The organism is Vibrio sp. 10N.261.51.F12 (assembly GCF_041471725.1).
Lineage (GTDB): Bacteria > Pseudomonadota > Gammaproteobacteria > Enterobacterales > Vibrionaceae > Vibrio.
The window spans coordinates 42,943-69,450 of record NZ_JBFROV010000012.1 but is presented as its reverse complement, the minus strand read 5'-3'; the positions used below and the strand labels follow the sequence as shown (position 1 = coordinate 69,450).

The following is a 26,508-nucleotide window of genomic DNA, read 5'->3' as shown; positions in this document are numbered from 1 at the left end:
AGGTAAAGGTAAAGGTAAAGCATATTGCATACGATGAAATGGTCGCGCAAGGGTATGAATGATGAAAAAACGAGCAATCAGGTAGGGTGTCACAAAAGAAATATGACACTGTCATAGAATAATTATGGGTGATTTTGACGATAGAAACATCAATAAATCAACTAACTATATGAATTTAATGGATATGGTTGCTTCTTGACGAGCGTAAAAAAAATGTCGCTGTCATACACCTTTCAACTTAGTGAAACACAACTGTCATATTTAGCCTCTAATCTTGACCTCGTTCAAATGAAACAGGCAATCAAGCCATTAAAGGAAATTGTGATGAAAAAGACAGTTATCGGTGCTATCGCACTACTAGGCGCACTCGCAGTGACTCCAGCTTCAGCTAAAGAAACTATCTCTGCGGTAGGTTCTAGCAGCGTAACGCCACTGATGGAAGTTTTCTCAGAAACATACATGAAGCAACATTCAAACGTTTACATCGAAGTCCAAGGACCTGGTTCTTCAGCAGGCGTTAAAGCAGCGAAAAACGGTTCAGCTGACCTAGGCATGTCTTCTCGCGACCTTAAAGCAGAAGAAAAAGAGTCAACGCTAGTTGAAGAAGTTGTTGCTCGTGACGGCATCGCGGTAGTGGTTAACCCAGCTAATGACCTTAAAGGCCTAACAGCTGAGCAAGTAACGGCTATCTATAAAGGTGACGTAACAAACTGGAAAGATGTTGGCGGTGCTGACAAGCCAATCGTTGCTATCACTCGTGATACAGCGTCAGGTACTCGTGGTGCATTTGAAGATATCATGAGCCTTAAACAAACTATCAGTGGCATGAAAGTAACCGCTATCTCTCAACGTGCTCAAGTTGCTAATGGTAACGGCGCACTAAAAACAATGGTAGCAAGCAACCCATACGCAATTGGCTACATCTCTCTAGGTACGGTTGACCAATCGGTACACGCTCTAGAAATTGATGGTACTCCAGCATCTGTAGACAATGTGAAAAATGGCTCTTACAAAGTAGCTCGTCCATTCCTTGTTCTATACAAAGAAGGCAAGCCTTCAGCTGAAACTCAAAAGTTCCTAGACTGGATGCTTGCTGACGACGCACAAGCACTTGTTGAACAGAAAGGTTACATCTCAGTAAACTAATCTGTAAGTAAAGAATAAATATTGCTCAGCCCACATTTTGGGGCTGGGCCTTTTCTCTATCTTTCGAATTATCGACAAATAGAAGTTTAATTATGACCATCGCAACAAATAGTGAGAAGCTTATGAGCGACCAAGCGGCTCAAGCTGCATCTCGTAGCCTGAAGGCCAAAAAGAAAGTTGATTGGAAAGAACGTATTTTCCACGGCTTATTTTTATCGAGTGCAGTCATCGGCATCCTTTCTCTTGCCGTTATCGCATACTTTATTGTTCGAGAAAGTATCCCTGCATTTCAAGCAGTGGGTGTTTCTGGAATTGTTCTAGGCCAAAACTGGCTACCACCTGCACTATACGGTGTTGCAACCATGATTGTTGCTTCTGTCGTATCAACTCTTGGTGCGGTAGTGGTTGGTGTACCGATTGGTGTGTTAACTGCCATCTTCATTGCAGAGATTGCCCCTAAGCGTGTCGCCAATATTATTCGTCCAGCCGTTGAGCTACTTGCGGGTATTCCGTCAGTGGTCTACGGATTTTTTGGATTAGTGATCATCGTTCCTCTTATCCAACAAATCTTCCAGGTACCGGCAGGCAACACTATTCTGGCGGGTATCATCGTGTTGGGTATCATGATTTTGCCTACGGTTATCACAGTTTCTGAAACGTCGATTCGTGCTGTACCGCGTGCTTATAAAGAAGGCTCATTGGCATTAGGCGCTTCGAAAATTTTTACGATCTTTAAGTTGCTTCTACCAGCCGCGCGTTCAGGCATTATGACCGGCGTCATTCTTGGTATTGGCCGTGCACTCGGTGAGACCATGGCTATCATCATGGTTATGGGTAACGCGCCAGCGATGCCGGAAGGTATTTTAGATTCTGCTCGTACGCTGACAGCGAACATCGCGATTGAAATGTCCTATGCAAGTGGCATTCACGCAAACGCATTGTACGCTACAGGCGTGGTGTTATTGGTCTTCATTATGATGCTCAATGCTGCACTACTCTACTTGAACCGTGAAAAAGCGAAGTAACGATTATGGATACTGTAAAACTAAAACAAGCACGTAAAAATAAAGATACGTTGCTGAGTGTATTTGTTTGGGCGTCTGCAGCCCTGACTGTTGGATTTTTGTTTTGGATTATTTGGTACATTTTATCCAATGGTCTTCAACATGTGAGCTGGAGCTTTATTACCGACGACTATACTCGTACTGGCGATGAGCACGGCATTTTCCCGATGATCATCTCAACGATCTACATGGTTATCGCCTCTATTTCCGTGGCTGCGCCGCTGGGAATCATGACGGCAATCTACTTAACGGAATACGCGAAAGTTGGTAGTAAACTCGTTAAGGTTATCCGTTTCTGTACTGAGTCATTAGCCGGTATTCCATCGATTATCTTTGGTTTGTTTGGTATGACCTTCTTCGTTGCTATATTAGGTCTTGGATTCTCGATTCTTTCAGGTGCATTAACGCTGAGTATCTTGATTCTTCCGGTCATTATTCGTACCACAGAAGAAGCATTGATGTCGGTGCCTCAAACTTACCGTGAGGGTTCTTATGGTTTGGGCGCTTCAAAAATCTATACTATCTGGCGCTTGATTTTACCAAGTGCAATGCCAGGTATCTTAACGTCGGTCATTCTTAGTATTGGTCGTGTCATTGGCGAATCGGCGCCGGTATTCTTAACAGCAGGTATGGTGGCACGTATCCCTGACTCGCTGTTGGATTCGGGACGTACCTTAACGGTTCACTTATACAAACTAACGACCGAGCTGTTTACCATTGAAGAATGGAACCAAGCGTACGGTACGGCGACAGTTCTCATCGTATTGGTGTTGTTGATCAACATGGTGACTAAGCTTATTGCCAGTCGTTTTAATACGGCGACTTACTAATACACTCTCGTGAGCGATGAGTGGCTACGTATCGCAGCGTCGCCAGAATACAAAGAGTGGACGCTGCAAGTAAACGACATTAAGAATTTAGAGATTATAGATAATGAACAAATTTAATATTGAAAACCTAAACCTATTTTATGGTGAGAACCAAGCGCTTAAATCGATCAACCTACCAATCCCAACTCGTCAAGTCACGGCGCTAATTGGCCCATCGGGTTGTGGTAAATCGACACTGCTGCGTTGTCTAAACCGCATGAACGACCTGATTGAAGGCGTAAAAATAAACGGCTTACTTGAGATGGATGGCACAGACATTTATGGCAACATTGATGTTTCAGACCTGCGTATTCGAGTAGGGATGGTGTTCCAAAAGCCGAACCCATTCCCAATGAGCATTTATGAAAATGTGGCATTTGGTCTTCGTGCTCAAGGTCTTAAAGACAAGAAGCACATCGACATGGTTGTTGAGCGTTCTTTACGTAGCGCAGCGCTTTGGGATGAAGTAAAAGACCGTCTTAAGTCTCACGCCTTTGGTCTGTCTGGTGGACAGCAGCAGCGTTTGTGTATCGCACGCACCATTGCGATGGAGCCGGATGTCATCTTGATGGATGAACCTACATCGGCACTGGATCCAATCGCGACACACAAAATCGAAGAACTCATGGAAGAACTTAAAAAAGACTACACCATTGTTATCGTGACGCACTCGATGCAACAAGCTCGTCGTATCTCAGATCGCACGGCGTTTTTCTTGATGGGTGAGTTAGTTGAGCACAATGATACTAAGGTAATCTTCTCGAATCCAAGCGACGATCGTACTCAAGGTTACGTAAATGGTGACTTTGGCTAACGACCGAATCGAGCTTCACTTAGTTTTGCTCATAATGATGCAGAGCAGCTAGGACAGAAAACTGGTAAATATAATCACTATAACTATAAGCGATGGAACTTTTGCCCCTCTTAATGAGGGGCTTTTTTTTGTCTGTATGAATGCAGTGGGCCAATTGGTGTTGATCGGCAGGTTTACTGATCGCTTTGATATATCTCGCAGAAGACAAAGATCAGATGACAAGGCACTGGCAAAAAGTGGGTGTAGGGTATTGAAGTGCCTCTATAGTAGGGGCGTGCTTGGGTTATGCTCAGAATGATTATTCTGCACGTTTACAAAGCCAACCCATGCTGGATAGAGAAGATGCTCATATTGGTCTGTTAAATGGTTACCCGATAGCATGGGGGCAAAGAACTCAATTATTGTATGGTGGCGGTAACCTCTATAACGGCAAAAGGCACGGGCATGCTTTTGTTTAGAACTATTAGGTTAAATACTAAAGCGTAATATGCCCCTTTTCATGAGAGGCTTATTGCTGTTACAAAAGAGCTTATTGTTATGACAAAAGAGTTTATTGCTATTACTGAGCGGATACGACTTGCTTTAGTTGAATCTGCTTAACGGGAAGACAGCATATCAAACCCAATACATTCGATATTGTTAGCGGCTAGCCAATCTTTTAATTCGATAGAAGTCAAGATGTTGAATTCGGCAACGCGTTTATCCGTGTAACCGGACAGCCGCTTGAGTTCAGTTGTGACTTCCTTTGCTGGATGGCACATGAACTCCACAATACCGTTAGGCACTTTATGTTGATAGCTGATAAGCATTGCTTTGAGGTGTTCAAGGTTTGCTCCATCGTTATAAAAACCAACATCAAACGCATCGGTTGTAGTGACCTTCAATACGTCTTGTCCCGCAATGATGCTGTCAGTACGTCTTACCGGCAAATTAACATCGTTTGCAAAGCGCGTAAACGCTGCTTTTAAGCGAGGAAAGATACCGCCGAAGTGATGAGTATCGAGGTGGTTGATAGCCAAACCCGCATTGAGTGCTGCTTGGTATTGCGCTTGAATCTCTTTGTAGACTTGTTCTGAGCAGATGTCGGTCTTACGATATAACTCACGCCGTTCTAGGAAATCCCCTTGCTCATCAACCAATGTTGATACCTGTTTCGCGTCTAAAATTGGTTTTCCTGCTGTAACAGTGAAATGTAACCCCACTTCGCGAATCAACCCCTGATGATATAAATCCACGGCATGTTGCGTACCGGGTTGATTCATCATGATCGTAGTAGATCTGACGATCCCAGACCTAAAACAGTCAACGATGGCGTTGTTGACGGTTTCCGTTAAGCCAAAATCGTCGGCATTGAGAATAAGCTTCATTGTATTTATCTACCTGTGTGTTTTTTAACACATGAAAAAGGTGAACACTGTTTGGTGTGTTCGGCTTTTCCCGTCTATCATTTTTTAGAATTTGTTTTGCTCTGGTGCTCACTAGACGAGTTGGATTACTTGTTTTAATCTAAATGTAATCGAATATACTCTACAAACTCATAATTACGCCCAATGGATTATTGGAGTTAATGCATAATGCCAATTTCAAATCGTCAGCAGCAGCTATCATTGCTGCATACTTTCAGTATTGCGGCTAAGCATCTCAGTTTTACGCGTGCCGCCGATGAGCTATTTCTCACGCAGGGTGGGATTAGCCACCGAATAAAAAAGTTAGAAAAGCAGCTCAACTTTTCGCTATTTGTGCGTCAAACACGCAAGTTGACCCTCACGCCAGAAGGAGAGCGAGTGTTAGCGATGTTGAACACGTCGTTCGAGCTGATTTTTAATGAGCTGAGTGATATTCAACATGGAGAACTAACCGGAGAAATTTACATTGCCACATCCCCCTATTTTGCTTCAGCGTGGCTTATGCCTCGGCTCCATTCGTTTCGAGATCTTTATCCTCAGTTGAGTATCAAATTGCAAACAAAGCAAAATCAGGCAGAGTTTCAATTCGATCCTTATGATGTGGCAATATTTTATAGTGAAGGACAATACCCAAATCATCATAGTGAACGTTTTCTAGATGGGGTTCGCACACCAGTGTGTTCGCCGAGTTACGCTCGTGAATTAGGGCTTGTTGGTGCAGTAGAGCGGCTCGAAGACGTTCGTTTTATTCATAGTGGTGATAATGGCGCTTGGGCTTATTGGTTGCAGAAAAGTCATTTGGCCATTGATTGCATGCGGGCTTATGACTTATACAGCGATAACCGACTTGCTATTGATGCGGCGTGCTGTTCAATGGGAGTCGCGTTAGGGCGCTACGAGTTTGTTAGGCCACTAATAGAACAGGGTAAATTGATTGCGCCCTTTGACCGAGTTGAGTCGGGGAAAGGGTACGACCTAGTTTGCCCACAAGGGATGCAGCATCGAGCTAAGTTTAGGGTGTTCTCCGAATGGCTATATTCACAACTCGACACGACGGGTTGAGGAGACGAGAAAGGCTATTCACTTGATGGTTTGAATGGTGATTGGTGCCAGGACTTAATTGGTTTTGAATCGTTAATTAACATATTCATTGGCAGCAGCCGAGTGAGTAAAGTTCGCCCCACCTTTTTTGAAGGCAGAGCGAAGGAATACCTAGGCGACGGCAAGGGCAGTCGGTGCTCTGAGCGGTTTATCATTAATTGGGAAATGAATGAGCGCGGCTATAAAAGCCAATACCACAGTCGACCACCAAATGGGTTCATACGATCCATAATAGTCGTAGATACGACCCCCAGCCCATGCGCCGAGAAAGCTGCCAACTTGATGGGTGAAAAATACAAGCCCATATAAAGTAGATAGGTAACGTGCGCCAAAGATCTGACGAACAAGACCGGATGTGAGTGGCACGGTCCCTAACCAACAAAAACCAATGGCCCCACCAAAAATAGCCGCGGTACTTTCGGTCACGGGCAGCGTTACAAAGCATGCAATAACGACAGTGCGAACCAAATACAGTGCTGACATGACATGTCGCTTACTGAAACGATCCCCCATCACACCCCAGAAGTAAGAACCAAAGATATTAAAAATACCGACGTAAGCGAGCGCTAACGCTGCGCTACTCGCGGGTAAATTTTTATCAGCCAGATAGCTTGGAAGATGCGTGGCAATAAACATCACGTGGAAGCCGCACACAAAAAAGCCAGCATGAATTAACCAATAGCTCTTGTTGGCAAACGCTTCGCTTAATGCTTGCTTGAGTGTTTGCTCTGGCTCTTCAGCTTGATTCGCCGTGACAACATGTTTCGCTTTATTGGATTTCATAAACAAAGCAAACGCAATCATTAGAGCACAAAGCATGGCGAAAACTTGCAGAGCGCTTTGCCAACCGATGGTTTCTAGCATCATTTGTGCACCGGGGATCATGGCAAACATACCAAATGAACCGGCTGCTGTTGTGAGCCCGAAGGCTTTGGCAGCATGCTGTGCAGGTACGACCTTCGCTACTGCACCAAGTACAATAACGTAGCTGGTGGCGCTTAACCCAAGTCCGACTAACGCGCCTAACGAAAAGTAGAGTTGCGAAGGAATGGTGGCAACGGACGTCAGATATAAGCCGGCAGCGTACGCGACAGCCCCCATTAAGATAATGCGCTTCGAACCCCACTTATCGGCAGCCATGCCAACAAAGGGCTGAAACACACCAAACATTAGGTTTTGCAACGCAATAGCAAAGCTAAAGAATTCACGTCCAGTTTGGAAGTGGTCAGAAATGGGCATCATAAAAATACCAAATGACTGACGGATACCTAGGCTAGTAATTAAAATGCCAATCCCAAGCCAAACTAAAATAGGAAATCGAAAAATACTCATAACAATTAGGCTCTAATGATGGTGGTGGGTTGATTGGTGTGAATGATGAGGTTCACCCGTTGGATTTTGCTGATGGCAGCCGGAGTTAATGGCTTGCTTAGCAAGAAGCTCCAATAACGCGGGGGAATGATGCACGGTAACTAAGGTAATAGTCAGTAATGCGACCATCCTCAGCAGCTGAGCCAAAACGGATTGTGAAAACATAGCGCTCAATAGTAAATTTCAATGATGATAAAAAAGAGCGCGCAGTGTAATGAGAGGTTGAGAGGGACTCAAATGATATTATGTGAAGTAGTCTATGCGTTTTATGCATAGACTACTTCTGTAAGGGTTTTCATTTAGTGATTAGTGATTAGTGATTAGTGATTAGTGATTAGTGATTAGTGATTAGTGATTAGTGAGCGACATTCATGCACCTCGTTAAATAGCATGCATTCCAATCATCGACTTTAATCATCAAACAATAAATTAATGGCTACTCCCATTAACACGAGACCCAAAATCGGTCCCATGACCGCGAGAGGGGCTCTTTCAATATAGGGTAGGTTTTCAGCGATCATTAACCCCCACTCTGGAGACGGTGGTTTGGCACCTAATCCAATAAAGCTAAGTGAGGTCAGGCTGAGAGTGATCACCGGCAGTCGCATCAGTGCGTGTTTTAATAACGGCGGTAATACGTATGGTAATAGGTAGTATCTGAGGAGCCTTAACCGGCTGGTTCCCCAGATAGGGGCTAAGTGTGTATATGGTTGAGCTTTTGCTTCTACAATAAGGCTTGAGCAATGCGCAGCAAGTGGGGCCCAAGAGACGAATACGATAGCAATCATCGCACTATTCGGACTCATGCTGGTGAGCCCCGCGACTAGCAAGCCGGCGATGATATAGGGAATACCTTTGGTGACCTCGATCAGCCCTTGGCTAAAGCGAGTGTTGAAGCCAAGAATAAGCCCTGTCAGCAAGCTTAGCAGTGTCGCGATAATTCCAGCTTGGACTGTAGACAACATTCCCGCACCAATGCGTGCCAATAGGTCCCGACCAATCCCGTCAGCACCGAGTGGCGCGTCGAAGCTTGGTGAGGCGAGTCTAACAAATTGGCTGGTATAGGGATCACGAACTGCAGACCAGATGATGATGACCAATAGCAATGTGAATATTGAAATAGCCACCATGCGTTTATGTGTGCTTGATGTGAACGTTAGCGATGAATGACTGCTAATCAATTTACCACTTTTCAAACTGTGCCCAAGTAACCATTGCTGAGCTAATAGGCTGATACTGCTAATAGAAATAGAGATCAGCAATAAAATCAGTAGACCTCCTTGCAGCATGGGTAAGTCCTGCGCTTTTGCTGCGCCAAGGATGAGCCTACCGATACCTGGAATGGAGAATATCTGTTCAACCGCGACCGCTCCTCCGGTTAAACCAATCATGATCATAGCAATCTGTGGAATTAAACTGCTTATCGCTCGCTTGATTGCGAATCGAAGGATCTGATTGGCGCTGACATTGGCACTTAGCCAAGTGACAACCCAAGGTTCGTTGAGCACACGTTGCAAGCTATCGCGCAGCAAGCGACTAAATAAACCGCTTGCAGGGAGCGCTAGCGCTAAGCTTGGCAGCCATACATCTTGCCATCCTTGCCACCCATAAGGGGGGAGCCACCCTAACCAAATTGAAAAAATGAGAATCAAAATGGATGCCACGACATATTCTGGAAGAGAGATCAGAGCGGTACTTAGGCTGTTGTGCGTTTGTGCCAACTGGCCATGTTTCCAACGATGTAACGTCTGTAGTAAACCGATAAGGCACAACAGAAAAGTTAAACCCAATGCTATCGACATTAATAGCAAAGAGGTGGAGAGTGTCTGTTGAATACCTTCAATAACGGGAGCACCATCGATCCAAGAACGACCTAGATCGCCCTGTAACATACCGTGTAACCAATCCATAAGTCGTTCGGTGGCAGAGCGGTCGAGTTGTAGGTCCATTCGTATTGAAGCCAAAGCTTCTGGTGTGAGCATATGTTGCTGACCAGAACGCGCTCTAAGAATGGATTGGCTTGGGTCAATGCCGGCAATATCTGGCATTAGGCCAACGAGAATTACGACGACAATCAGTGCGGTAATTCTCGATAGCCAAGGCATTATGGCCGTGACAATTCGTTCGGGGGGATCAACAGACAACATCGAGTTAGTCTACCTTCGTTGTTGCATCGATAAGGCGACGTTCACTTGGGTCTCGAATGACGTTGGTGACTCTTGCACTTTCACCTTGAATCACGCGCTCATGAAGCAGAGGGATTGCTGCATAGTGATTAAGAATCTTTTGTTCCGCGGCAATAATCGCTTGTTGACGTTTTGGCCCTAAGGGTTGTAAGTCAGCGTAGGTTAACGCGTTATCTACGTCTTCGGAGCAAAACTGCCCTAAGTTGAACGACCCTTTACAGCCAAAATCACTCATCATATAAGCAACAGGATCACCAGAATCGAGAACCGTCGCCCGGGAGAGGATAAAGGCATCAAATTTGCCCGCTAGGGCATCGTTTTCAATCTGAGCGTACTCTCGAATATCGAGCTCGACTTTGAATCCAGCCGTTTCAAGTTGTTGCTGTAACAGTGCAGCCACCTCTGGCAATTCAGCTCGGTCGGTGAAGGTGCCAATTACAATTTTTTCACCGTTCGCTTTGTTATTATCGTTATTGATCGTTGCGATCTTTGATTTAACCTCAGAACGCACAGGTGCAGCCCATGCCAGCGCAGGCCCCAGTAACCCCTCGGCCATATCGGCGTGATTTTCGTAAACGGTACGAATAATCTGCTCTCGGTCTATGGCTGAAGTTGCAACTTGACGCATTTTCAATTGGCTGAAGACACCCGATTGGTTATTTAAATACAGCGTGTTGGTACGTGGCATTGCTACTTCATGCAGTAATGTGGCATCAATCGTTGCGATTTGAGAAACAGGTACGGCTTCGACGACATCGGCTGTCCCTGTACGAAGTGCAGCCGCGCGCGCAAATCCATTAGGAACGTATTCTGCAATGACAGACTCGATATTTGCTTTCTCGCCCCAGTAGTTATCGAAGCGCGTTAGCTTAGCACTGGTTGTCCCATTAATTTCAATAATTTCAAATGGACCGGTTCCCATACCCATGGGTGTGACACGCCCATCTTCCTGATATGCGCGGTTTGCTAGGATAGCGAGCTGCGGGCTCGATAATCGGCTTGGGAGTAGTGGGTCGTTGAAGCTGGTTTTAATCTCAACATGGCTTGGATCTAGCGCGGTCACTTCAAGGTTAATACCATCTAGAATTCGTGGCTTCGGTGCTGCCAACAATGCCTTCTGTAGTGAATTGACCACTGCATATGCATCAAGACTGGAACCATCATGGAATGTCACACCTTGGCGAATCGTGAACTTCCAGGTGAGTGGATCGATTTGTTGCCATTCAGTGGCAAGCATTGGTTCCGCTTCTGACGTCGGCGATAAGTTGATTAAGGTTTCAGCAGTGCTCCAACGTGAGAGTTTAAAAGCATCATCGGAGAGGGGAGATAGCCCAGTCCGTGGAGGCTGCATCATTGCCACTCGAAGTTCAGATTTTGCGGCGGATTCGTTTGTTTCTGTTTTTGAATCAAAACAACCGGTTAGTGGTAGGGCAAAGGCCAACGCACAAGCCAGTTTAATGGAGTTAAAACGCATTTTATTCTTCTCTAAGATTATATGTTGTGTAAGCGGTTGGTCTTCAGTGCGGTTTGTGCCGCAATGAGTGACCGCGTAACGGAATGGTTGGGGTGATTCATGATGTGGTTGCAGTCACCGTGCTCAACAACGTTACCATGGTCAAGCACCAGCAATTCATCACATAAGGTGTGCGCAGCCTGAAGGTCATGGGTCACCAAAATCAGGGTAAGTTTTCGTTTTTTCTTGAGTGAATTGAGCAGATCAAGCACTCGTTGTCGATTGACGGGGTCAAGGCTGCTGGTTGGTTCATCGGCAACCAATATTGACGGTTCTACGATAAGCGCTCGAGCCAATGCCACCCGCTGAGCCTGACCTGTGGATAATTGGTTTGGCTTAAGTCCCAGCACTTGGGGTGGTAAACCCACATCATCTAATGCTTGTTGAGCCAGCGCTTGATGGTCTCCGACAATATGCAAGTTCACGAGTGGTTCGATTAAAACCTGACTCACCGTATAGTAGGGATTTAAGCTCGTATGCGGTTCTTGAGGCATCATTTGTATGTTGCGGCAGACTTTGAGGCGATCATGTTGAGAGCGAATCGGCAGCGTGAATCCAGATACTTCCACTCGTCCTTTCGAAGGCGCTTTCAAGCCAAAAAGTAACTCAATGAGCGTCGATTTTCCGGCACCAGAGGGCCCAACAATAGCGAGGTTCTGATTATCAATAACCAACGAAATGTTGTTGAGCGCTTGAAAAGGTGTCCCACCTAGCCAGCTCGGGATTGAATAGTGATGGACACTGACGTTGTCAAATCGCACGCAGGCAAACTTGTTGTTAATGTTGCCTATTGTATTCGTTTGAGCTAATACCCTCATTGAATCAGTGCCTGTAATGAACGACAAAACTCATGGGTACTGCTCTGTATTACTTCTTTTGGTTGCCCATAAGCAATCGCTCGTCCCTCGTCGAGCACGAGCAACTTATCACATTGCAACGCGCTGTGAAGATCGTGAGTAATCAAAACTCCAGCCATGTTATGGTGTTTTACGTTTTGATGGATGAGCAGTAATATTTCCTGCTCTGTCACCGGGTCTAATGCACTGGTAGGTTCATCGGCAATCAGGACTTTTGCATCACTCAATAATCCCATGGCAATACAAATGCGTTGTCGCTGACCGCCAGACAGTTGGCTAGGGAATAAGGAGAGGATTTGCTCGGGTTGATGAAACCCCAACTGAGTCAACAATTGGCGAATAGTACTCTTGTTTTTTTCCGTTGGTTTGGTGCGACATGAGGTTAACGCGAGGCACAATTGGCTCTGTACAGAAACCAAGGGATTCAGCGCCTGCAGTGCATCTTGGAAAATAAAAGCGGGCCTTTGGTTTGCTGTCCGTTTGAGTAAAGGCAGGTTACAGACATTGCTATCAGCCAGTTTAATGTCTCCAGACACTAAAAGATAGTCGGGTGTAAAGCCAGCGATCGCTTTAGTTAACATCGACTTACCAATGCCTGAAGGGCCCATTACGGCTAGCATCTCTCCGGGGTACACATCGAAGTGAACATCTTGGAATAGTACTCTCTCCGAGTTTTCTATGGAAAGTTGTTTGACTGAAAGAAGTGGAGATGTCACTGAAATTACTCAAACGTGGAATGTTATAACGTAACAAATTATATCATTTCATTTTAGCGTTGAAAAGTCTTTAGCTATAAGTGATTGAGCTTTATCGAAATAACAAAATGGGCGACGCAAAGGCAAATAAAGCGCTATTCTTCAGCGCTTTACTTATGAAAATGAGTATTTTGGTCACTGCGTACTTAGGCACTATTTTAGTCAGTGCCCCAAATACTCATATGCTGAGCGCTATGCGACACACTTTTTTCTTATCTGATTGATAAAAGGATAGAGGAAGGCAATACGACCGCAGTAGAACAAGGTAAAAGCAAACCATAATCCATGATTTCCCCATTCATCCACAGCAATAGTTTGTACGATAAGGAACAGGCACAAGGCTAGAACACTGGAGTCTCTTACTGGTTTTGTCGTACCCGTACCCGTGAAAATACCATACACGGTTAAACCGAACCCAGCGGCAAGCGGGAATAAAATTAACCAAGGTGTCATTTCCTGATAAAGATGAATGATGTTAGATAAATCAGTAAAGAGATAAACAAACCGCGTTTGAAATAGGAATGTTATTGCGGTGAGAACCACAATAAAGCCAGCCGTCCATTGCGTATTGAGCTTGAGCACTTGCTCGAGCATAGCGGGACTTTTTTGGCCAACTGCCTTACCTGCAAATACGCTGGAGGCATTAGCAATGCCATCAAACATATAGCTGATGATAAAGGTCAGCTGCATAAGAATAGCGTTGGTTGCGAGTACATCTGTACCCAACTGAGAACCCATCCTTGCCATCATATTAAAGAAAATCAATATACATACGGTCCGTAGTAATAAATCGGAATTTGAAGAGACAATGGTGGCAAAGTCTTGCTTTGTCATCTTCGTTGATTTTACTAATTCAGCCATGGATATCGTATTGACTCTCATCACTAAGGTAATCCCGATGACGAAGGTCGTGATTTGAGCAATCAAGCTCGCGTAGGCAACACCAGCAACCCCTAGGTCGAAAGAAAGTACAAAAAGAAGGTTGAGGACGATATTTAGCACGTTACCAAAAACTTGGGTATACAAGGTTTCCTTTGCTTTCGCTTGTCCCATCAACCAGCCAATAATGGTGTAATTGAGTAAGACGAAGGGCGCACCAAAAATTAAAATACTAAAATACACATACGCTTGTTCCGCAACCACAGCTTCAGGTTCTACGGCCCACAAAGCAGCGTGCCAAATTAGCGGTTGTAGTACAATAAAGCATAATCCGATGATGGCAGACAGAATAAATGGGCGCATTAAGCTGGTTGCTAATAGTCTTCGATCACCATTCCCCAAAGCCATAGCGCTTTGTCCAGTGGTACTGACGCGAAAGAATCCAAATAGCCAGTATAGGGTATTCATTATGATGGTACCGATGGCTACGCCGCCAATAAGTTCGGCCATACCAAGTTGTCCAATCACAGCAGTGTCAACTGCGCCGAGCAACGGTTGCGTCACAGTTGAAACAACAAAAGGGAGTGCGATTTTGTAATAGTCTTTGTGGGAGATAGTCATTAAAGGTACTGTTAATCAGAGAATCTATGTGGAATAGATAATGAAAATTATTATCATTGATGTTGGTGGCGATAATAACGTGCTGATGACTATTTGTCATTAAGGAATAGGCAAGGTTCGTAGCGATTGATCTGTTTTCGCAAAATTATAACGACGTTATAGCGTGAGGGACGTTTACAATACGCTGCTGACGTATGCTTATTTTCAATCATTTCTCGAAGGCTAGAGGCTAGAGCTAAGTTCTAGGCTGTCGGTTGCCGTACGCCGTAAATCCGTTCTCTTAGTTCTCTTAGTTCTCTTCGTTTTTGACTGAGAATTGTTCTAGCTGGTTGACAAATCCTGAGCGTGTAGCAAAATCCTTGCTACTTATTGCTCTGGTTATTACTCAAGGAACTCGATTAATGAAATACGACTGGATTCTTTTTGACGCTGACGAAACCATTTTCAACTTTGATTCCTTCTCTGGGATGCAGCTTATGTTTGAAAGGATGGGCGTTGATTTCACTCGTGATGACTATGCGGACTATCAACTCATTAATCAGCCACTTTGGGTTGATTATCAAGATGGGAAAATTACGGCCGACCAACTAAAGCACATTCGCTTTGAAGGCTGGGCTGCAAAACTTGATACCACGCCATTGGCATTAAACAGCGCGTTTTTAGAGGCGATGGTGGATATTTGCACGCTATTACCCGGCGCTCGTGAGCTAATGGATGCGTTGTCTGGTCATGCAAAACTGGGCATTGTTACCAATGGGTTTACCGAGTTACAAGCAATTCGCTTAGCGCGCATGGATATGACTCACTATTTCGAACACGTTGTTATTTCAGAAGAAGTAGGCATCGCTAAACCTGATTTAGGCATCTTTTCTCACGCAATGACGCTCATGGGTAACCCATGTAAAACACGCGTGTTAATGGTCGGGGATAACCCGCACTCAGATGTCTTAGGTGGGTTAAACTTTGGCATTGAGACGTGTTGGTTGAATACCAAAGGGCAAGAAAAACCTCATGGTATCGAGCCACATTATGAAGTCAGTTCACTGCAGCAACTGCAAGAGATTTTAATTGCGTAGCTTGATCAGGTGTTATCTTTTTGAATAGTCACGAATAGGTGGCTATCTTGTCTGCAATAAGCCAGTAAATACGACTAATTTTATGGGCTTTCTAACACGGCGAGTTGGTAGAGGTGTCTAGAAAAAGGTCTCTTTTTAACTTGATTCAGAATAAGACATGTCAGAGCAGTAACCCCCTGTCGAAATAGAAAATAATGCCAGTGACTGATGAGCCACTGGCATTATTTTTAGCTGATGATGGTGAATATCTAGGAAAAATCGAGCATTAGTGCTTGTTGGTTGCATGGTGCTCTTCAAGTGGAGAACTGCCTAGCGTGACACCATTGATGGTCTCTCCATAGGCACTATTTTTACTGTGATACGTTTTCTTAGTTTCAGCCGTTGAGTTCTTATATCTAGGGTCTTGTGGTCTTTCGTGAGAGTTCATAAAAATTGCAACATCCCAAGCTTGTTGTGTCGTGAGCTGTATACTTTTCCCCAGGGGCATATTTTCATAGATAAACGCGGCAGACGTGGAGAATTTGTGCATGCCTGCACCCCAATTATAGCTATTGTCTCCCCAAAGTGGCGGTAACGATTTTATACCGGCGACTTCTTTACCTTGTCCATCTGCACCATGGCAAGCGGCACAATGCTTCTGAAATACCAGTTCGCCACGTTTATAGTCGGGTGTTAGCTCTGGCTTTGCCAATTTAGGAAAACCACGACCAGGCATTTTAGCTCTCGTATCCACGGTACTGCCTGCTTTATCTAGTGCTTTTTGCAATTCCGGATGAAATGGGAAATCATCGACTTTTCCGCCTGTTAGGAGTTGCTTATCAGAAACCTCTGGCACGGGCAGCCCTTTTAATCCATTCATGTTGTATAGCGTTGTAACGCCCAGCCAATAGGCGTACGCGGAAAAGTCGACAAGTACATCGCTATCAGTCGCTGGCATGACGCCATTCATTGAATAAATAAAGCAACCTTGGACTCGTTCTTGATAAGAGTTTACATGCTTGTTTTTTGAACGATAAGCAGGGTAAGCAAAAAAGGAAGCGCCCATTGGCGCGGCATTGGGCAATCGACCTGATGACAAGTGGCAGTTAGTGCAGTTCTGTTCATTGAAAACATATTTGTCACGCATCCTTTGCGAGTTCGTCATAAATTGATATCCCCGTTTAACTTTTTCACCGAAAGGTGTGTCAGGGATTGTTGATAACTCATAAGGTACGTGGTTCTCACTCCCTTCGACCTTAGCCACCGACGGCAGATCGGGTTGTTTTTCTATTAAATCAGAGTGATCCGCGTAAGCGAGTAATGGAAACAGCAGCGTAAATAATGTCAGTATCGGCTTCATTTTTAGCTCCTATTTCATTTTTGAAAGGTAATTAGCAACGGCTTTTATCTCGTCGCTGGAGAGTTTGACAGCAATATTTTTCATCATATTGTCGTGGTCACCGGTACGTTTATTTTGTTGCCAGTCGAGTAACTGATTCTCTAGGTATGCTGCGTTTTGTCCAGCGAGGCGTGGAAAGTTATCCACCCCTAGAGTGTCGGTACCATGGCAGGTGACACATGAAGGGATTTGTCGTTGCCAGTCGCCTTGATTGACAAGACGGGCAGCAGGATCGTTGTAGATAACCTGCGCTCCTCGTGGAGAGATTTTGCTAAGAGGTGATGTTTGTTTGGCATAGTATTGCGATACGTCCTCAATGGACTTTTTATCTAATCTGACAACCATCGATTTCATCGTGGCATTTTGTCTTAGGCCACTTTGAAAATTATGCAGTTGGTTTTGAATGTAGTGTGCTGAGAGCCCTGCGAGCTTAGGTGCAACGTCCCCTTGGCCCTCTCCATTCTTACCGTGACAGGCAATACAACTTTCTGCAGCCGCTGGTATCTTGCTAAGACTACTTGTATCTGTTGTTTGGCTTAATGGCGCTGAAGGTTCAACCTTGTAATCCGTTTGAATGCTTCGCAGGTAAGTGCCAACGAGTAAGATTTGATTATCGCTAAAACGGGCATCAAAAGCAGGCATCTGATTGTTGAAACCGGTAGCAATAGAATGATGTATCTCTTCTTTTGTCCCACCATGTAGCCAGACATCATCGGTCAAGTTCGCAGCGCCTATCGCTTTATTCCCTTTACCGCCCGGACCATGACAAGCGCTACAATTATCAGCGAATAGCGCATTGGGCTCTTTTGCATTATTGATATTCATTACATAGTCGGTGAGTTCAGATATCTGAGGGTCGGTAAGCTGGGGTGACCAGGCGGGCATCATTCCGTGGCGACCATGAGTAATTGAGCTGATAATGTGTTGGTCATTCCCGCCATACAACCAATCCTCATCGATCAAGTTAGGATAGTTATACTGCCCTTCTGCGGATTCAGTATGACAGGCTGCACAGTTATCTTTAAACAGTGATTTACCCGCATTAGTAAGATCTCTATTTTTTGTAAGTACCGTCAGAGGTGTGTTCGTGGGTGTTGCCAGTAGTTGGGCAATCTCGTGATCAGGGTTTTTGATATGACCATTGACGGAATCGTTTTCACCAGTCCAGTTGAGTACGCCTTTCCAAGATGCAATACCAGGGAATAGTAGTAAATAAACAAACGCCCCGATAAAAAAAGTGAGGTAGCCAAAAAATACGATACCAGGGATAGGCGCATCGTTTTCTTTAACACCGTCAAAAGTCATTAGGGTTTTGTTTTTGTCTGCCTGTTTATTTCGTCGATAGGGAGACACCACGACAGCAATCATGATAAGAAGGAATAGAATAGTAAAAAAGCTTGCCCAACCTAACCAGAAGTTACTCATTGTAAGTCCTTCTTATTCTTATGTGTATCAACACCCAAACTCATTAAATAGGCGACCAGTGCATCGCCCTTAGTTTTACCGTTCACGGCTTGCTCGGCATTGGCTATCTCTTCATTACTATATGGCACACCCAGCTCACGCAATGCTTGCATCTTTTTAGCGGTAATGGAGCTGTCTACAGGTTGATCAAATAGCCAGATAAATGGCGGCATAATTGATTCAGGAACTAAACTTTGTGGATCTTTTAAATGTTGGATCTGCCAATCTTCTGTGTATTTCAAACCGATATTCGTTAGGTCGGGACCGATACGAGAGGAGCCCCATAGGAAAGTATGCTCGTAAATGTCATCTTCCATTTTGTTCGCTCGTCCGTAACGCAAACGCTCAGCTTCTAGGTTTCTGACCATTTGAGTATGGCAAACATGACACCCTTGAGACATATAGACATCACGTCCCTCTAGCTGGAGAGGGGAGTATGGTTTGGCATCGGTGATCTTTGCTAAATGGGGCGTTATAAAAAAACCGGGCAAGACCCAGACAACGAAAGAGAACGCAGCAACACCAAAGGAAATAACAATAAAAGCGACGACAGATTTAGTCATATTAAAACTCATCGTTTATCCCTCCACTGTTTTAGTTGAGACAGAATAGGCGGTTACGGTTTTGTAGAGGTTGTAGGCCATAATGAACATGCCAGAGACATAGAACGCCCCCCCTAGAAAGCGAATAAACATATAAGGTGAGATAAATCTAAGTGTATCTACAAAGCTATAGGTGAGAGCTCCAGTGTCTTCCTGAGCCTGCCACATTACGCCCTGAGCAATACCTGCAATCCATAGTGCGACAATGTAGAGAAGTATCCCAATACTGGCGAAATAGAAGTGGATTTTGACCAATTTCATTGACCAGAGCTCAGATTTTCCAAACAGCTTTGGTATGAAGTAATAGAAGACGCCAATACAGCTCATGCCAACCCAACCCAGTGCACCGGAGTGAACGTGGCCGATGATCCAGTTAGTATTGTGAGCAATCATGTTAAACCAGCGAATTGCTAGTAGCGGTCCTTCTGCGGTTGATAACGCATAGTAGATGATCGACGATAGGAAAAACCAAAGGATATAATTTTCCTTTAGACGTATTTTATCGGCTGTTATCGTCCGGTACATATTGTACGCACCAGCCCAAGAAGGTAACCAAAGTAACAAGGACATCACGATTCCAATATTTTGAATCCAATCGGGAATAGAGGAATAAACCATGTGGTGAGTCCCTGCCCACGTATAGAACCCAATCAGCCCCCAGAAATTAATCATTGAAAGACGGTAGGAGTATATGGGCTGTCCAGTGACTTTGGGAATGATGTAGTAATTAATACCAATGATAGAGGCGGTTAATAAGAAACCAACAGCGTTATGTCCCCACCACCATTGAACCAGTGCGTCACTTGCGCCGGAAAAAATAGAGTATGATTTTGTTAGAGTGACGGGCAGTACGGCGTTGTTGACCACGAAGATCATGGTAATAATAATAATTACTGAGCCGAAAAACCAATTAGAGACAAAAATGTGTTTGGTTTTTTTGGTTGCTAAGGTGGCAAAAAATATATAAGCGTATAGCAGCCACATTGCGGCCATTAAGATATCGAGTGGCCACTCTAGTTCGGCATACTCTTTTGTTGATGTAAACCCTAAAGGAAGCGTGATATAACCTAAAACTAATAAAACCTGCCAACCATAAAATAGAATCCAAGCGAGTTTCTTTGAGACTAATTTTGTTTCAGATGTGGTGCAAACGACATAAAGAGATACACCCATTAAGATATTGCAGATTAGCCCGAAAATGACGCCGTTAGTATGTAGCGGTCTTAGACGCCCAAACTGAATAAATTCAGAACTAAAGTTGAGCTGAGGCCAGTAAAGCTGCGCTGCGAGAGAAACACCGATGAGCATTGCAGCAATGCCCCAAAATAAAGCCGCAAACATAAAGGCCTTAATTACCCTAGTTTCTTGCACCATAAATATCCCTAATTATGAATCGTAATATTTTTACGTTGGTCGTAGCGTCAATGCGACATCCATAATTAGAGATTAGTCCATTTCAATTAATTATCAGATTTTATTTATTAAATAGTATTGATGAACTTGGAGCCATATTCTGGCTATATATTGTGCATCGAATGAAGAGTGACTCTACTGAGCTCTGGCCTCATCAATAGATACGTACTCGATAGAAAGCGAGAGCATTCGATAGAGTAATAGTCCTCGAGAGAGCAACACACATTGGTAACTCGTCGCATGTTTTCAATGCACTAGGAAGGCCACTCCACTTGGTGGTGATAACGGTTATGTTCGCATTAAATAAGTGAAGGCGATTGATTTTACGAGGTTTCTTCTTTCCTAAATTGCTTTGGTGTTTTGTTATAAGCCAAGCGGAATTGTTTAGCGAAATACGCCGAGCAGTTAAAACCGCATTGGTTTGAAATATCGGTAATCGATTGAGTGCTATTCAGTAGCAGGGTGGTTGCCTTCCGCAGTCGGTAGTGGAGTAAATATTGATTGGGGGTACACTTAAGCGTTTTCTTGAATAGCCTATAACATTCACTTTCACTAATGGCGGCCGCTTTACTGATGCTACCTACCGACAGGTTGCCATCGTAATTGCAGTGAATATAACTCAGTAAAGAGTGAATACGTTGTTCACCAATTGACGATACGCCGTGTTTAGACAAAATGGTAGGTTCATGATGACAAAGCTGTTGCCAAGTCTTCATGAGTGCGGCGGTCATTATGATTTCATAACCCATAATATCTTGTTGCCAGGATTGGAATGCCTGCCGCATTTCCTGGATAATTTTGGAGTGCCAATGGTGGCTGTCGTCAAATACATAGCAAAAAAATTCAGGGTTGTTGATAACGGGGTAGACGTACTTCTTATACACGCGACCAAAATCCACACCGCCCAATATTTGTGGCTTAAACAAGACATTCAGAATGTGGCAATCTGTGTCACCGTGGTTAGTCAATTTATGTAACATCCCCGCATTAATCAGCACCATCTCACCTGTATTGATTACGGTGCTGGTGCCAATATATTCGAGAGTGGTACTTCCTTCTAATACTAACACAACCTCGATTTCATCATGCCAGTGCCATGGGACTTCACCATTGATAAACTCAGAGAAACGTTCGTCGTAGAAAGCGCAAGGAAAGTCATCGGAGCCATGAATCGTTAACTCTCGACCTTCTTTATTTGTTTCAATGTTATAGATTTGCATGATGATGAATTTGGTAGGATAATTATAATTTATAGTAGCATAAGTATAGAGTTAACCAATATTTGAGAGTATTTTATCAAATATTGATTTTTGTGTGACTTATTCTGTTTAGTGAAAACTCTATGTTGCTTCTTCTTGCGATTATTTATTTAGCGTTTATTAGTCTCGGTCTTCCCGATGCTGTTTTAGGCTCATCATGGCCAGTGATGAGTCAGGACCTCAATTCAACCTTGGAATTTGCGGGCATTATCTCCCTCATCATCAGTGCCGGCACTGTGTGTTCGAGCTTGATGGCAACCCGGCTTATTCATCGTTTTGGTACTGGCAAAGTCGTGGCATTCAGCGTGTTGATGACCGCTTGTGCCTTGCTTGGTTTTACGTTTGTTCATCATGCCCTCGCGTTAGTGATATTGGCGGTGCCATTAGGTATTGGAGCGGGCGCGGTGGATGCAGCGTTAAATAACTTTGTCGCCTTGCACTACAAATCTAAGCACATGAATTATCTTCATTCTTTTTGGGGGGTAGGGGCGACGGCCGGGCCGCTTATTATGGCAACATACTTGAGTTTGAATAATGGGTGGCGCGAAGGTTATACCACCATTGCTATGATTCAATTTGTGCTAGTGATTGTTTTGTTCTCGACGCTACCCTTGTGGAAAAAAGCCATGAGTATGACGCAGCTTAATCGAGCAGAATCGAGTGAAAGTTTGGACGACCATTCGCTGATAACTAACCGTCAAGCCGTGAATATTGATGGCGTTAAGCTTCAATTGTTGCTGTTTTTTTGTTATTGCGCCTTAGAAGCGGGGACGGGATTGTGGGCGGCCAGTTACCTAGCCATTGATAAAGGAATGTCGCCGGCAGATGCTGCATTTTGGACGGCAATGTATTACTTGGGGATTACCGCGGGGCGCTTTGTGTGTGGCATGCTCGCAGACCATATTAAAGAAGAGTCGCTGATTCGTGGTGGCTTAATAATGATAATGGTTGGGGTAGTAGGACTTATCGTTCCGATTCCAGACGTGATGACGCCAATGAGCTTAATTGTTATTGGCGTTGGCTGTGCTCCTATTTACCCAAACACCATACATCTGACGCCAAAACGATTTGGCAAGCGCGCCTCGCAAGCCATTATCAGCTTAACGATGGCCACAGCATACATCGGCACCACCGTTGTACCGCCAGTTATTGGTGTTGTCGTTGCGACACTCTCGTTTACGTATTTTCCGGGTATTTTATTGGCGTTGAGCATCACAATGTTTGTGATGAGTGAGCGATTAGTGAAGAGGCGCACTTGTCAGGAGAAGTGTTCATCAACGACGTCGTCGGAATGGTAGCGAGAACGACAAATCCTGAATTGGTGACCGTCACCGCATAAGACTAGCTTAAGAATAGAAAGGTGGATAAATAAATTGAATAAATCACAACTAGAGAAGCAACAAGACCAATGGGATCACCCGCACTTAGGTGAACTTGTCCTAAGCACTCAACAAATCGAGGAGGGCGTTGAGATTGTAGCCACAAAGCTAAACAAACAATTTACTGATGCTGTTGTCATTAGCGTGGTGCCTGGTGGGATTATTTATACTGCCGACTTGGTCAGAAAACTAACGTTTGAGGTTAGTCTTGATTATATCTCATGCCCTCATACGCCTGGAGACAGAAACAACACATCGGCTATCGTTTATCACAATAATATTGATCTGACAGATCGACATGTCATTGTGGTTGATGATGCGATTGAATCCGGCGGTACAATGAAGCGGTTAATTCAGCACCTAGCGGACAACTATGAGGTTAAGTCGCTGTCAATTGCCACACTGTTTGTTAAGCCGAGTCGAGTCTTTATTGATGCCACTCAGTATTTTGCTTACGAAATGACAAACGATGATCTTTTGGTCGGCTATGGTCTCCCTTGGCAAGACAAGCTGAGAAATGTTCCTTTTATTTCGAAAGTAGCAAAATGATTCGACGTGATGTGAACAAGGTATTGAGCGCATCACTTACTTAGCGCAGCATGTCTAACAAAACCTCGATGCCACTTTTGTTTAGCTTAAAAATACGTATTGATGGTTAGATATTTTTAATATCAAACTCTTAACGTTACTCTCTACGCTGGCCCTATATTTATCTCAATTGAATACGGCCTTGTTGCGTTTTTATTCTCCTTGTTTCGCCATAGCTGCATAAAACGACTTAGATAGAAGAAACCCCTTGCCGAACTCAGAACTAATTCTGACGACGGTAATATGGAAGGCTGCGGTGAAGGCATGATTGATTTCAGATCATTGAGGTTGATTATCATTGAAGGACAGGGCACTGTACTCTAACCATCTCATTAACAACGGATTGCTCGATGATAGCTAAAATAATTCTTACTGCACTAGTGGCGCTGATTGCCTATATGGTTTACAAAAATAATACAACGCCGTCTTATTTAGGGGTTAATGATGGACAATTTTCACCTATGCCAACCACGCCTAATGCGGTCTCGACTCAAACTAATGATGCAGAAAAAAGAGTTGAGCCCCTTATTTTTTCAGATAGGAGTCATGCAAAAAATAGTGTCGCAATGGTATTGGATAAAATGGGTAACAATGAGGTTGTGGTCGATTCAGGTGACTATATGCACGTGATTTTTACCACCCCTACTATGAAATTTCACGATGACCTTGAACTCTATTTTGATACTGAAAGCAACACGCTGCAGTATCGTTCTCAATCACGTACAGGCTACAGTGATAAAGGACTCAACAGAAACCGCTATAGCGAATTTTCGCAGCGGTTTGCCGAGGCAGAAAGCCAGGAATAGCGGCTAGCAAACGGCGCCGTGCCGGCTTAGCAATCGACATCAAGTCGCTTTGAGACGACATAGCCTTGAAGCCAACTATCCTTGAAGCAAATTGGTCTTGAAGCTGGATGGTTTTGAAACTAAGTGGCGTTGACGTTTATTAGTATTTGATCTAAATAACATCGCTTGAGTATGTTTGAACGTAAAAAATCGACTCGCTGATTACAGTTAGTCGATTTTTATTATTTATTTATCAATGAGGTAAGGCAGGGCTTACTTAAAGAATGATTCGTCTAGTAGACTGGTGACGGGTTAATTATCCGCCCAGTTGAACTTACTCTCGTCTACGCCGTCTTTTGCTTCTTTTAAGCGCTCTTGTCTGAAGTTTTCTTCACTGCGAGCTGCATCAATTTCCTGCATGATCGCGGCAAGATCTGCTTCAACATTATTCTCTTGAACTTTTCCGGTTAATTCCGTTTCTGGTGTCAGTTCGCCTTTTTCGTACAATGCCCACATTTCTTTGGCATATTCAGTCGTGCTTAATTCTGGGGCAAATTGGCTGTAATAGTCGCGGATGTTGTTGACGTCACGCGTCAACATCCATTCTGCATTGTTATTCGCAGACGCGTCGACAGCCTGAGGTAAATCAATGATAACGGGACCATATTCATCGACCAAAACGTTGAACTCTGACAAATCACCGTGGATAAGGCCGACACACAGCATTTTAACCACATAATTCATCATAACATCATGGTCTTCAATGGCTTGTTCAGCGGGCATCACTACATCGTTGAGTCGTGGGGCAACGTAGCCCTCGTCATCGGTGACCAATTCCATCAATAACACGCCGTCAAAGCAACCGTAAGGAACGGGTACACGTACGCCTGCTTCAGCAAGCTTGTACAACGCGTCAACTTCGGCACTTTGCCAAACTTTTTCTTGTTGCTCGCGTCCAAACCCAGAGCCTTTCTCCATCGCACGTGCGCGCCGACTGTTACGGACCTTGCGGCCTTCTCTGTAGGCGGAGGCCTTCTTAAAGCTTCGCTGGCTAGCTTCTTTATACACTTTAGCGCAGCGGATCGTGTCGCCACACCGCACAATGTACACCGATGCTTCTTTGCCACTCATTAACTGGCTCTTCACCTCGTCGACGAGACCATCGTCAACCAGAGGCTGTATTCGTTTAGGTATTTTCATCGCATCGTTATACCTTAATTGACGGTGAAATGTCATGTTAAGTTCGAAAATAAAGCGCAAATAACGCTGGAAACTGAAATGGCTGGTGAAAACCGACTTCGAATAAGCACGTTGTTTGACTCATTTATATATTATCTGCGCCTTTGACCTAGATTGATTTGCCAATCCCTCTTCTCGCTTCTATGTTTTTAAACAGTACTCTCTATTGTTCTATTCTAAGTATTCATACGTACAACAGGCTTAGGATGAGTCGAAGCGTGCAGTTTTTACTGCACTGATGATAGCAACACTTTGATTTTAATTATTTTTAATTTTACACGACTCGATCAAAGGAAAATTACGCGTGGTAGCGCAAGTAACACAACGTGCCATATAAGGAATTGTGTCATGGTAAGAAGCACGCTTCATCGTTTAACCCGACTATCTGTTTTAGTTACTTTTTTTATTTCGCCCTACGTTTTTGCCGACGAAAAATTTGATCTTGGTGAACAAAAAGCCAAAGTATGCATGACGTGCCATGGTGAAGGCGGTATTTCCAGTATCGAATCCTACCCAAATCTGAGAGGTCAGAAAATGGCTTACCTCATCACTTCTTTGAAAAGTTATCAATCCAGAGAGCGCTCTGCTGGCCTTGCGGTTTTAATGCAGCAACAAGCCGATGCACTGTCGGACAGCGATATTTCAGATATTGCCTATTACTACTCCATGCTCGGTTCTAAAGTACACGAGTCTACTAATAGCAAGGCCGACACAGTTAAATAAGAACAGTGTTTACAGGGAGC

25 protein-coding genes are annotated in these 26,508 nt (G+C 44.2%); 11 read left to right on the top strand and 14 right to left on the bottom strand.

The genetic code is table 11. From position 1 onward, the window contains the following. Positions 1-324 precede the first annotated feature (324 nt). The 5 genes from AB4405_RS06355 (at position 325) to AB4405_RS06335 (ending at position 4,351) form a co-directional block, all read left to right on the top strand. On the top strand, positions 325-1,146 hold the full coding sequence (locus AB4405_RS06355) for a phosphate ABC transporter substrate-binding protein (protein WP_372060104.1): 822 nt from the start codon (positions 325-327) through the stop codon (positions 1,144-1,146). A 92-nt stretch (positions 1,147-1,238) separates the two neighbouring features. Beyond that, positions 1,239-2,171, top strand: coding sequence for a phosphate ABC transporter permease subunit PstC (pstC, locus tag AB4405_RS06350; RefSeq protein WP_372060103.1), 933 nt, complete (start codon positions 1,239-1,241; stop codon positions 2,169-2,171). 5 nt (positions 2,172-2,176) lie between these two features. Next, complete coding sequence (gene pstA, locus AB4405_RS06345; protein WP_372060102.1) at positions 2,177-3,040, top strand: phosphate ABC transporter permease PstA; 864 nt, start codon at positions 2,177-2,179, stop codon at positions 3,038-3,040. A 103-nt stretch (positions 3,041-3,143) separates the two neighbouring features. Next, entirely contained in the window at positions 3,144-3,893 is a 750-nt protein-coding gene (gene pstB / locus AB4405_RS06340) for a phosphate ABC transporter ATP-binding protein PstB (protein ID WP_372060101.1), read from the top strand. A 278-nt stretch (positions 3,894-4,171) separates the two neighbouring features. Beyond that, complete coding sequence (locus AB4405_RS06335) at positions 4,172-4,351, top strand: hypothetical protein (protein ID WP_372060100.1); 180 nt, start codon at positions 4,172-4,174, stop codon at positions 4,349-4,351. Between the two features lie 138 nt (positions 4,352-4,489). On the opposite strand, the gene AB4405_RS06330 is transcribed toward AB4405_RS06335, so the two are convergent. Next, positions 4,490-5,260, bottom strand: a complete 771-nt coding sequence (locus tag AB4405_RS06330) for a carbohydrate deacetylase (RefSeq protein WP_372060099.1) — start codon at positions 5,258-5,260, stop codon at positions 4,490-4,492. A 207-nt stretch (positions 5,261-5,467) separates the two neighbouring features. Here AB4405_RS06330 and AB4405_RS06325 point away from each other — a divergent pair, with 207 nt between their 5' ends. Next, positions 5,468-6,361, top strand: a complete 894-nt coding sequence (locus AB4405_RS06325; RefSeq protein ID WP_372060098.1) for a LysR substrate-binding domain-containing protein — start codon at positions 5,468-5,470, stop codon at positions 6,359-6,361. 150 nt (positions 6,362-6,511) lie between these two features. Here AB4405_RS06325 and AB4405_RS06320 read toward each other — a convergent pair whose 3' ends face one another. From AB4405_RS06320 to AB4405_RS06290, 7 genes are all read right to left on the bottom strand, one after another. Further along, on the bottom strand, positions 6,512-7,732 hold the full coding sequence (locus AB4405_RS06320) for an MFS transporter (protein ID WP_372060097.1): 1,221 nt from the start codon (positions 7,730-7,732) through the stop codon (positions 6,512-6,514). A gap of 12 nt (positions 7,733-7,744) precedes the next feature. Continuing rightward, positions 7,745-7,936: a hypothetical protein gene (locus AB4405_RS06315; protein WP_372060096.1), complete on the bottom strand. Its 192-nt coding sequence runs from the start codon at positions 7,934-7,936 to the stop codon at positions 7,745-7,747. A gap of 245 nt (positions 7,937-8,181) precedes the next feature. Then, on the bottom strand, positions 8,182-9,918 hold the full coding sequence (locus AB4405_RS06310; RefSeq protein WP_372060095.1) for an ABC transporter permease subunit: 1,737 nt from the start codon (positions 9,916-9,918) through the stop codon (positions 8,182-8,184). A gap of 4 nt (positions 9,919-9,922) precedes the next feature. Next, positions 9,923-11,431, bottom strand: coding sequence for an ABC transporter substrate-binding protein (locus tag AB4405_RS06305; RefSeq protein ID WP_372060094.1), 1,509 nt, complete (start codon positions 11,429-11,431; stop codon positions 9,923-9,925). Between the two features lie 17 nt (positions 11,432-11,448). Beyond that, positions 11,449-12,288, bottom strand: a complete 840-nt coding sequence (locus tag AB4405_RS06300; RefSeq protein ID WP_372060093.1) for an ABC transporter ATP-binding protein — start codon at positions 12,286-12,288, stop codon at positions 11,449-11,451. Next, the gene (locus tag AB4405_RS06295; RefSeq protein ID WP_372060092.1) at positions 12,285-13,043 is read right to left on the bottom strand and encodes an ATP-binding cassette domain-containing protein; all 759 of its coding nucleotides are present in this window, start codon (positions 13,041-13,043) and stop codon (positions 12,285-12,287) included. The genes AB4405_RS06300 and AB4405_RS06295 overlap by 4 nt, the downstream gene beginning before the upstream one ends. A 231-nt stretch (positions 13,044-13,274) precedes the next feature. Continuing rightward, positions 13,275-14,582 (bottom strand): MATE family efflux transporter, encoded by a 1,308-nt coding sequence (locus AB4405_RS06290; protein ID WP_372060091.1) that lies wholly within the window; start codon positions 14,580-14,582, stop codon positions 13,275-13,277. 401 nt (positions 14,583-14,983) lie between these two features. Between AB4405_RS06290 and yjjG the strand changes: the two genes are divergently transcribed. After that, positions 14,984-15,658: a pyrimidine 5'-nucleotidase gene (gene yjjG / locus AB4405_RS06285; RefSeq protein WP_372060090.1), complete on the top strand. Its 675-nt coding sequence runs from the start codon at positions 14,984-14,986 to the stop codon at positions 15,656-15,658. 265 nt (positions 15,659-15,923) lie between these two features. Here the strand turns inward: yjjG and AB4405_RS06280 are convergent, their stop codons facing one another. The 5 genes from AB4405_RS06280 to AB4405_RS06260 form a co-directional block, all read right to left on the bottom strand. Further along, on the bottom strand, positions 15,924-16,997 hold the full coding sequence (locus AB4405_RS06280) for a c-type cytochrome (RefSeq protein ID WP_372060089.1): 1,074 nt from the start codon (positions 16,995-16,997) through the stop codon (positions 15,924-15,926). A 9-nt stretch (positions 16,998-17,006) separates the two neighbouring features. Further along, positions 17,007-18,461, bottom strand: a complete 1,455-nt coding sequence (ccoP, locus tag AB4405_RS06275; protein WP_372060088.1) for a cytochrome-c oxidase, cbb3-type subunit III — start codon at positions 18,459-18,461, stop codon at positions 17,007-17,009. After that, positions 18,458-19,075, bottom strand: coding sequence for a cbb3-type cytochrome c oxidase subunit II (locus tag AB4405_RS06270; RefSeq protein WP_372060087.1), 618 nt, complete (start codon positions 19,073-19,075; stop codon positions 18,458-18,460). The genes ccoP and AB4405_RS06270 overlap by 4 nt, the downstream gene beginning before the upstream one ends. 3 nt (positions 19,076-19,078) lie before the next feature. After that, a complete protein-coding gene (locus AB4405_RS06265) occupies positions 19,079-20,476 on the bottom strand; it encodes a cbb3-type cytochrome c oxidase subunit I (protein WP_372060086.1) in 1,398 nt (465 codons plus the stop codon). Between the two features lie 362 nt (positions 20,477-20,838). Continuing rightward, the gene (locus AB4405_RS06260) at positions 20,839-21,735 is read right to left on the bottom strand and encodes a helix-turn-helix domain-containing protein (protein ID WP_372060085.1); all 897 of its coding nucleotides are present in this window, start codon (positions 21,733-21,735) and stop codon (positions 20,839-20,841) included. 122 nt (positions 21,736-21,857) lie between these two features. Between AB4405_RS06260 and AB4405_RS06255 the strand changes: the two genes are divergently transcribed. The 3 genes from AB4405_RS06255 to AB4405_RS06245 all read left to right on the top strand — a co-directional run bounded on the left by AB4405_RS06255 (position 21,858) and on the right by AB4405_RS06245 (position 24,547). Continuing rightward, on the top strand, positions 21,858-23,072 hold the full coding sequence (locus AB4405_RS06255; protein WP_372060084.1) for a sugar MFS transporter: 1,215 nt from the start codon (positions 21,858-21,860) through the stop codon (positions 23,070-23,072). A 75-nt stretch (positions 23,073-23,147) separates the two neighbouring features. After that, positions 23,148-23,702: a phosphoribosyltransferase gene (locus AB4405_RS06250; RefSeq protein ID WP_372060083.1), complete on the top strand. Its 555-nt coding sequence runs from the start codon at positions 23,148-23,150 to the stop codon at positions 23,700-23,702. Positions 23,703-24,091: 389 nt separating this feature from the next. Beyond that, positions 24,092-24,547 (top strand): DUF1499 domain-containing protein, encoded by a 456-nt coding sequence (locus tag AB4405_RS06245; protein ID WP_372060082.1) that lies wholly within the window; start codon positions 24,092-24,094, stop codon positions 24,545-24,547. 291 nt (positions 24,548-24,838) lie between these two features. Here AB4405_RS06245 and AB4405_RS06240 read toward each other — a convergent pair whose 3' ends face one another. Continuing rightward, positions 24,839-25,726: a PA4780 family RIO1-like protein kinase gene (locus AB4405_RS06240; RefSeq protein WP_372060081.1), complete on the bottom strand. Its 888-nt coding sequence runs from the start codon at positions 25,724-25,726 to the stop codon at positions 24,839-24,841. 387 nt (positions 25,727-26,113) lie between these two features. Between AB4405_RS06240 and AB4405_RS06235 the strand changes: the two genes are divergently transcribed. Next, positions 26,114-26,488 carry a cytochrome c gene (locus AB4405_RS06235; RefSeq protein ID WP_102469527.1) on the top strand — a complete coding sequence of 125 codons (375 nt, stop codon included), beginning with the start codon at positions 26,114-26,116 and terminating at the stop codon, positions 26,486-26,488. Positions 26,489-26,508 lie beyond the last annotated feature (20 nt).

What these genes read in the sequence shown, in the direction of transcription:
- AB4405_RS06355 (WP_372060104.1), top strand. Translation starts at nt 325, where the DNA reads ATGAAAAAGACAGTTATCGGTGCTATCGCACTACTAGGCGCACTCGCA.
- pstC (WP_372060103.1), top strand. Translation starts at nt 1,239, where the DNA reads ATGACCATCGCAACAAATAGTGAGAAGCTTATGAGCGACCAAGCGGCT.
- pstA (WP_372060102.1), top strand. Translation starts at nt 2,177, where the DNA reads ATGGATACTGTAAAACTAAAACAAGCACGTAAAAATAAAGATACGTTG.
- pstB (WP_372060101.1), top strand. Translation starts at nt 3,144, where the DNA reads ATGAACAAATTTAATATTGAAAACCTAAACCTATTTTATGGTGAGAAC.
- AB4405_RS06330 (WP_372060099.1), bottom strand. Translation starts at nt 5,260, where the DNA reads ATGAAGCTTATTCTCAATGCCGACGATTTTGGCTTAACGGAAACCGTC.
- AB4405_RS06325 (WP_372060098.1), top strand. Translation starts at nt 5,468, where the DNA reads ATGCCAATTTCAAATCGTCAGCAGCAGCTATCATTGCTGCATACTTTC.
- AB4405_RS06320 (WP_372060097.1), bottom strand. Translation starts at nt 7,732, where the DNA reads ATGAGTATTTTTCGATTTCCTATTTTAGTTTGGCTTGGGATTGGCATT.
- AB4405_RS06315 (WP_372060096.1), bottom strand. Translation starts at nt 7,936, where the DNA reads ATGTTTTCACAATCCGTTTTGGCTCAGCTGCTGAGGATGGTCGCATTA.
- AB4405_RS06310 (WP_372060095.1), bottom strand. Translation starts at nt 9,918, where the DNA reads ATGTTGTCTGTTGATCCCCCCGAACGAATTGTCACGGCCATAATGCCT.
- AB4405_RS06305 (WP_372060094.1), bottom strand. Translation starts at nt 11,431, where the DNA reads ATGCGTTTTAACTCCATTAAACTGGCTTGTGCGTTGGCCTTTGCCCTA.
- AB4405_RS06300 (WP_372060093.1), bottom strand. Translation starts at nt 12,288, where the DNA reads ATGAGGGTATTAGCTCAAACGAATACAATAGGCAACATTAACAACAAG.
- AB4405_RS06290 (WP_372060091.1), bottom strand. Translation starts at nt 14,582, where the DNA reads ATGACTATCTCCCACAAAGACTATTACAAAATCGCACTCCCTTTTGTT.
- yjjG (WP_372060090.1), top strand. Translation starts at nt 14,984, where the DNA reads ATGAAATACGACTGGATTCTTTTTGACGCTGACGAAACCATTTTCAAC.
- AB4405_RS06280 (WP_372060089.1), bottom strand. Translation starts at nt 16,997, where the DNA reads ATGAAGCCGATACTGACATTATTTACGCTGCTGTTTCCATTACTCGCT.
- ccoP (WP_372060088.1), bottom strand. Translation starts at nt 18,461, where the DNA reads ATGAGTAACTTCTGGTTAGGTTGGGCAAGCTTTTTTACTATTCTATTC.
- AB4405_RS06270 (WP_372060087.1), bottom strand. Translation starts at nt 19,075, where the DNA reads ATGAGTTTTAATATGACTAAATCTGTCGTCGCTTTTATTGTTATTTCC.
- AB4405_RS06265 (WP_372060086.1), bottom strand. Translation starts at nt 20,476, where the DNA reads ATGGTGCAAGAAACTAGGGTAATTAAGGCCTTTATGTTTGCGGCTTTA.
- AB4405_RS06260 (WP_372060085.1), bottom strand. Translation starts at nt 21,735, where the DNA reads ATGCAAATCTATAACATTGAAACAAATAAAGAAGGTCGAGAGTTAACG.
- AB4405_RS06255 (WP_372060084.1), top strand. Translation starts at nt 21,858, where the DNA reads ATGTTGCTTCTTCTTGCGATTATTTATTTAGCGTTTATTAGTCTCGGT.
- AB4405_RS06245 (WP_372060082.1), top strand. Translation starts at nt 24,092, where the DNA reads ATGATAGCTAAAATAATTCTTACTGCACTAGTGGCGCTGATTGCCTAT.
- AB4405_RS06240 (WP_372060081.1), bottom strand. Translation starts at nt 25,726, where the DNA reads ATGAAAATACCTAAACGAATACAGCCTCTGGTTGACGATGGTCTCGTC.
- AB4405_RS06235 (WP_102469527.1), top strand. Translation starts at nt 26,114, where the DNA reads ATGGTAAGAAGCACGCTTCATCGTTTAACCCGACTATCTGTTTTAGTT.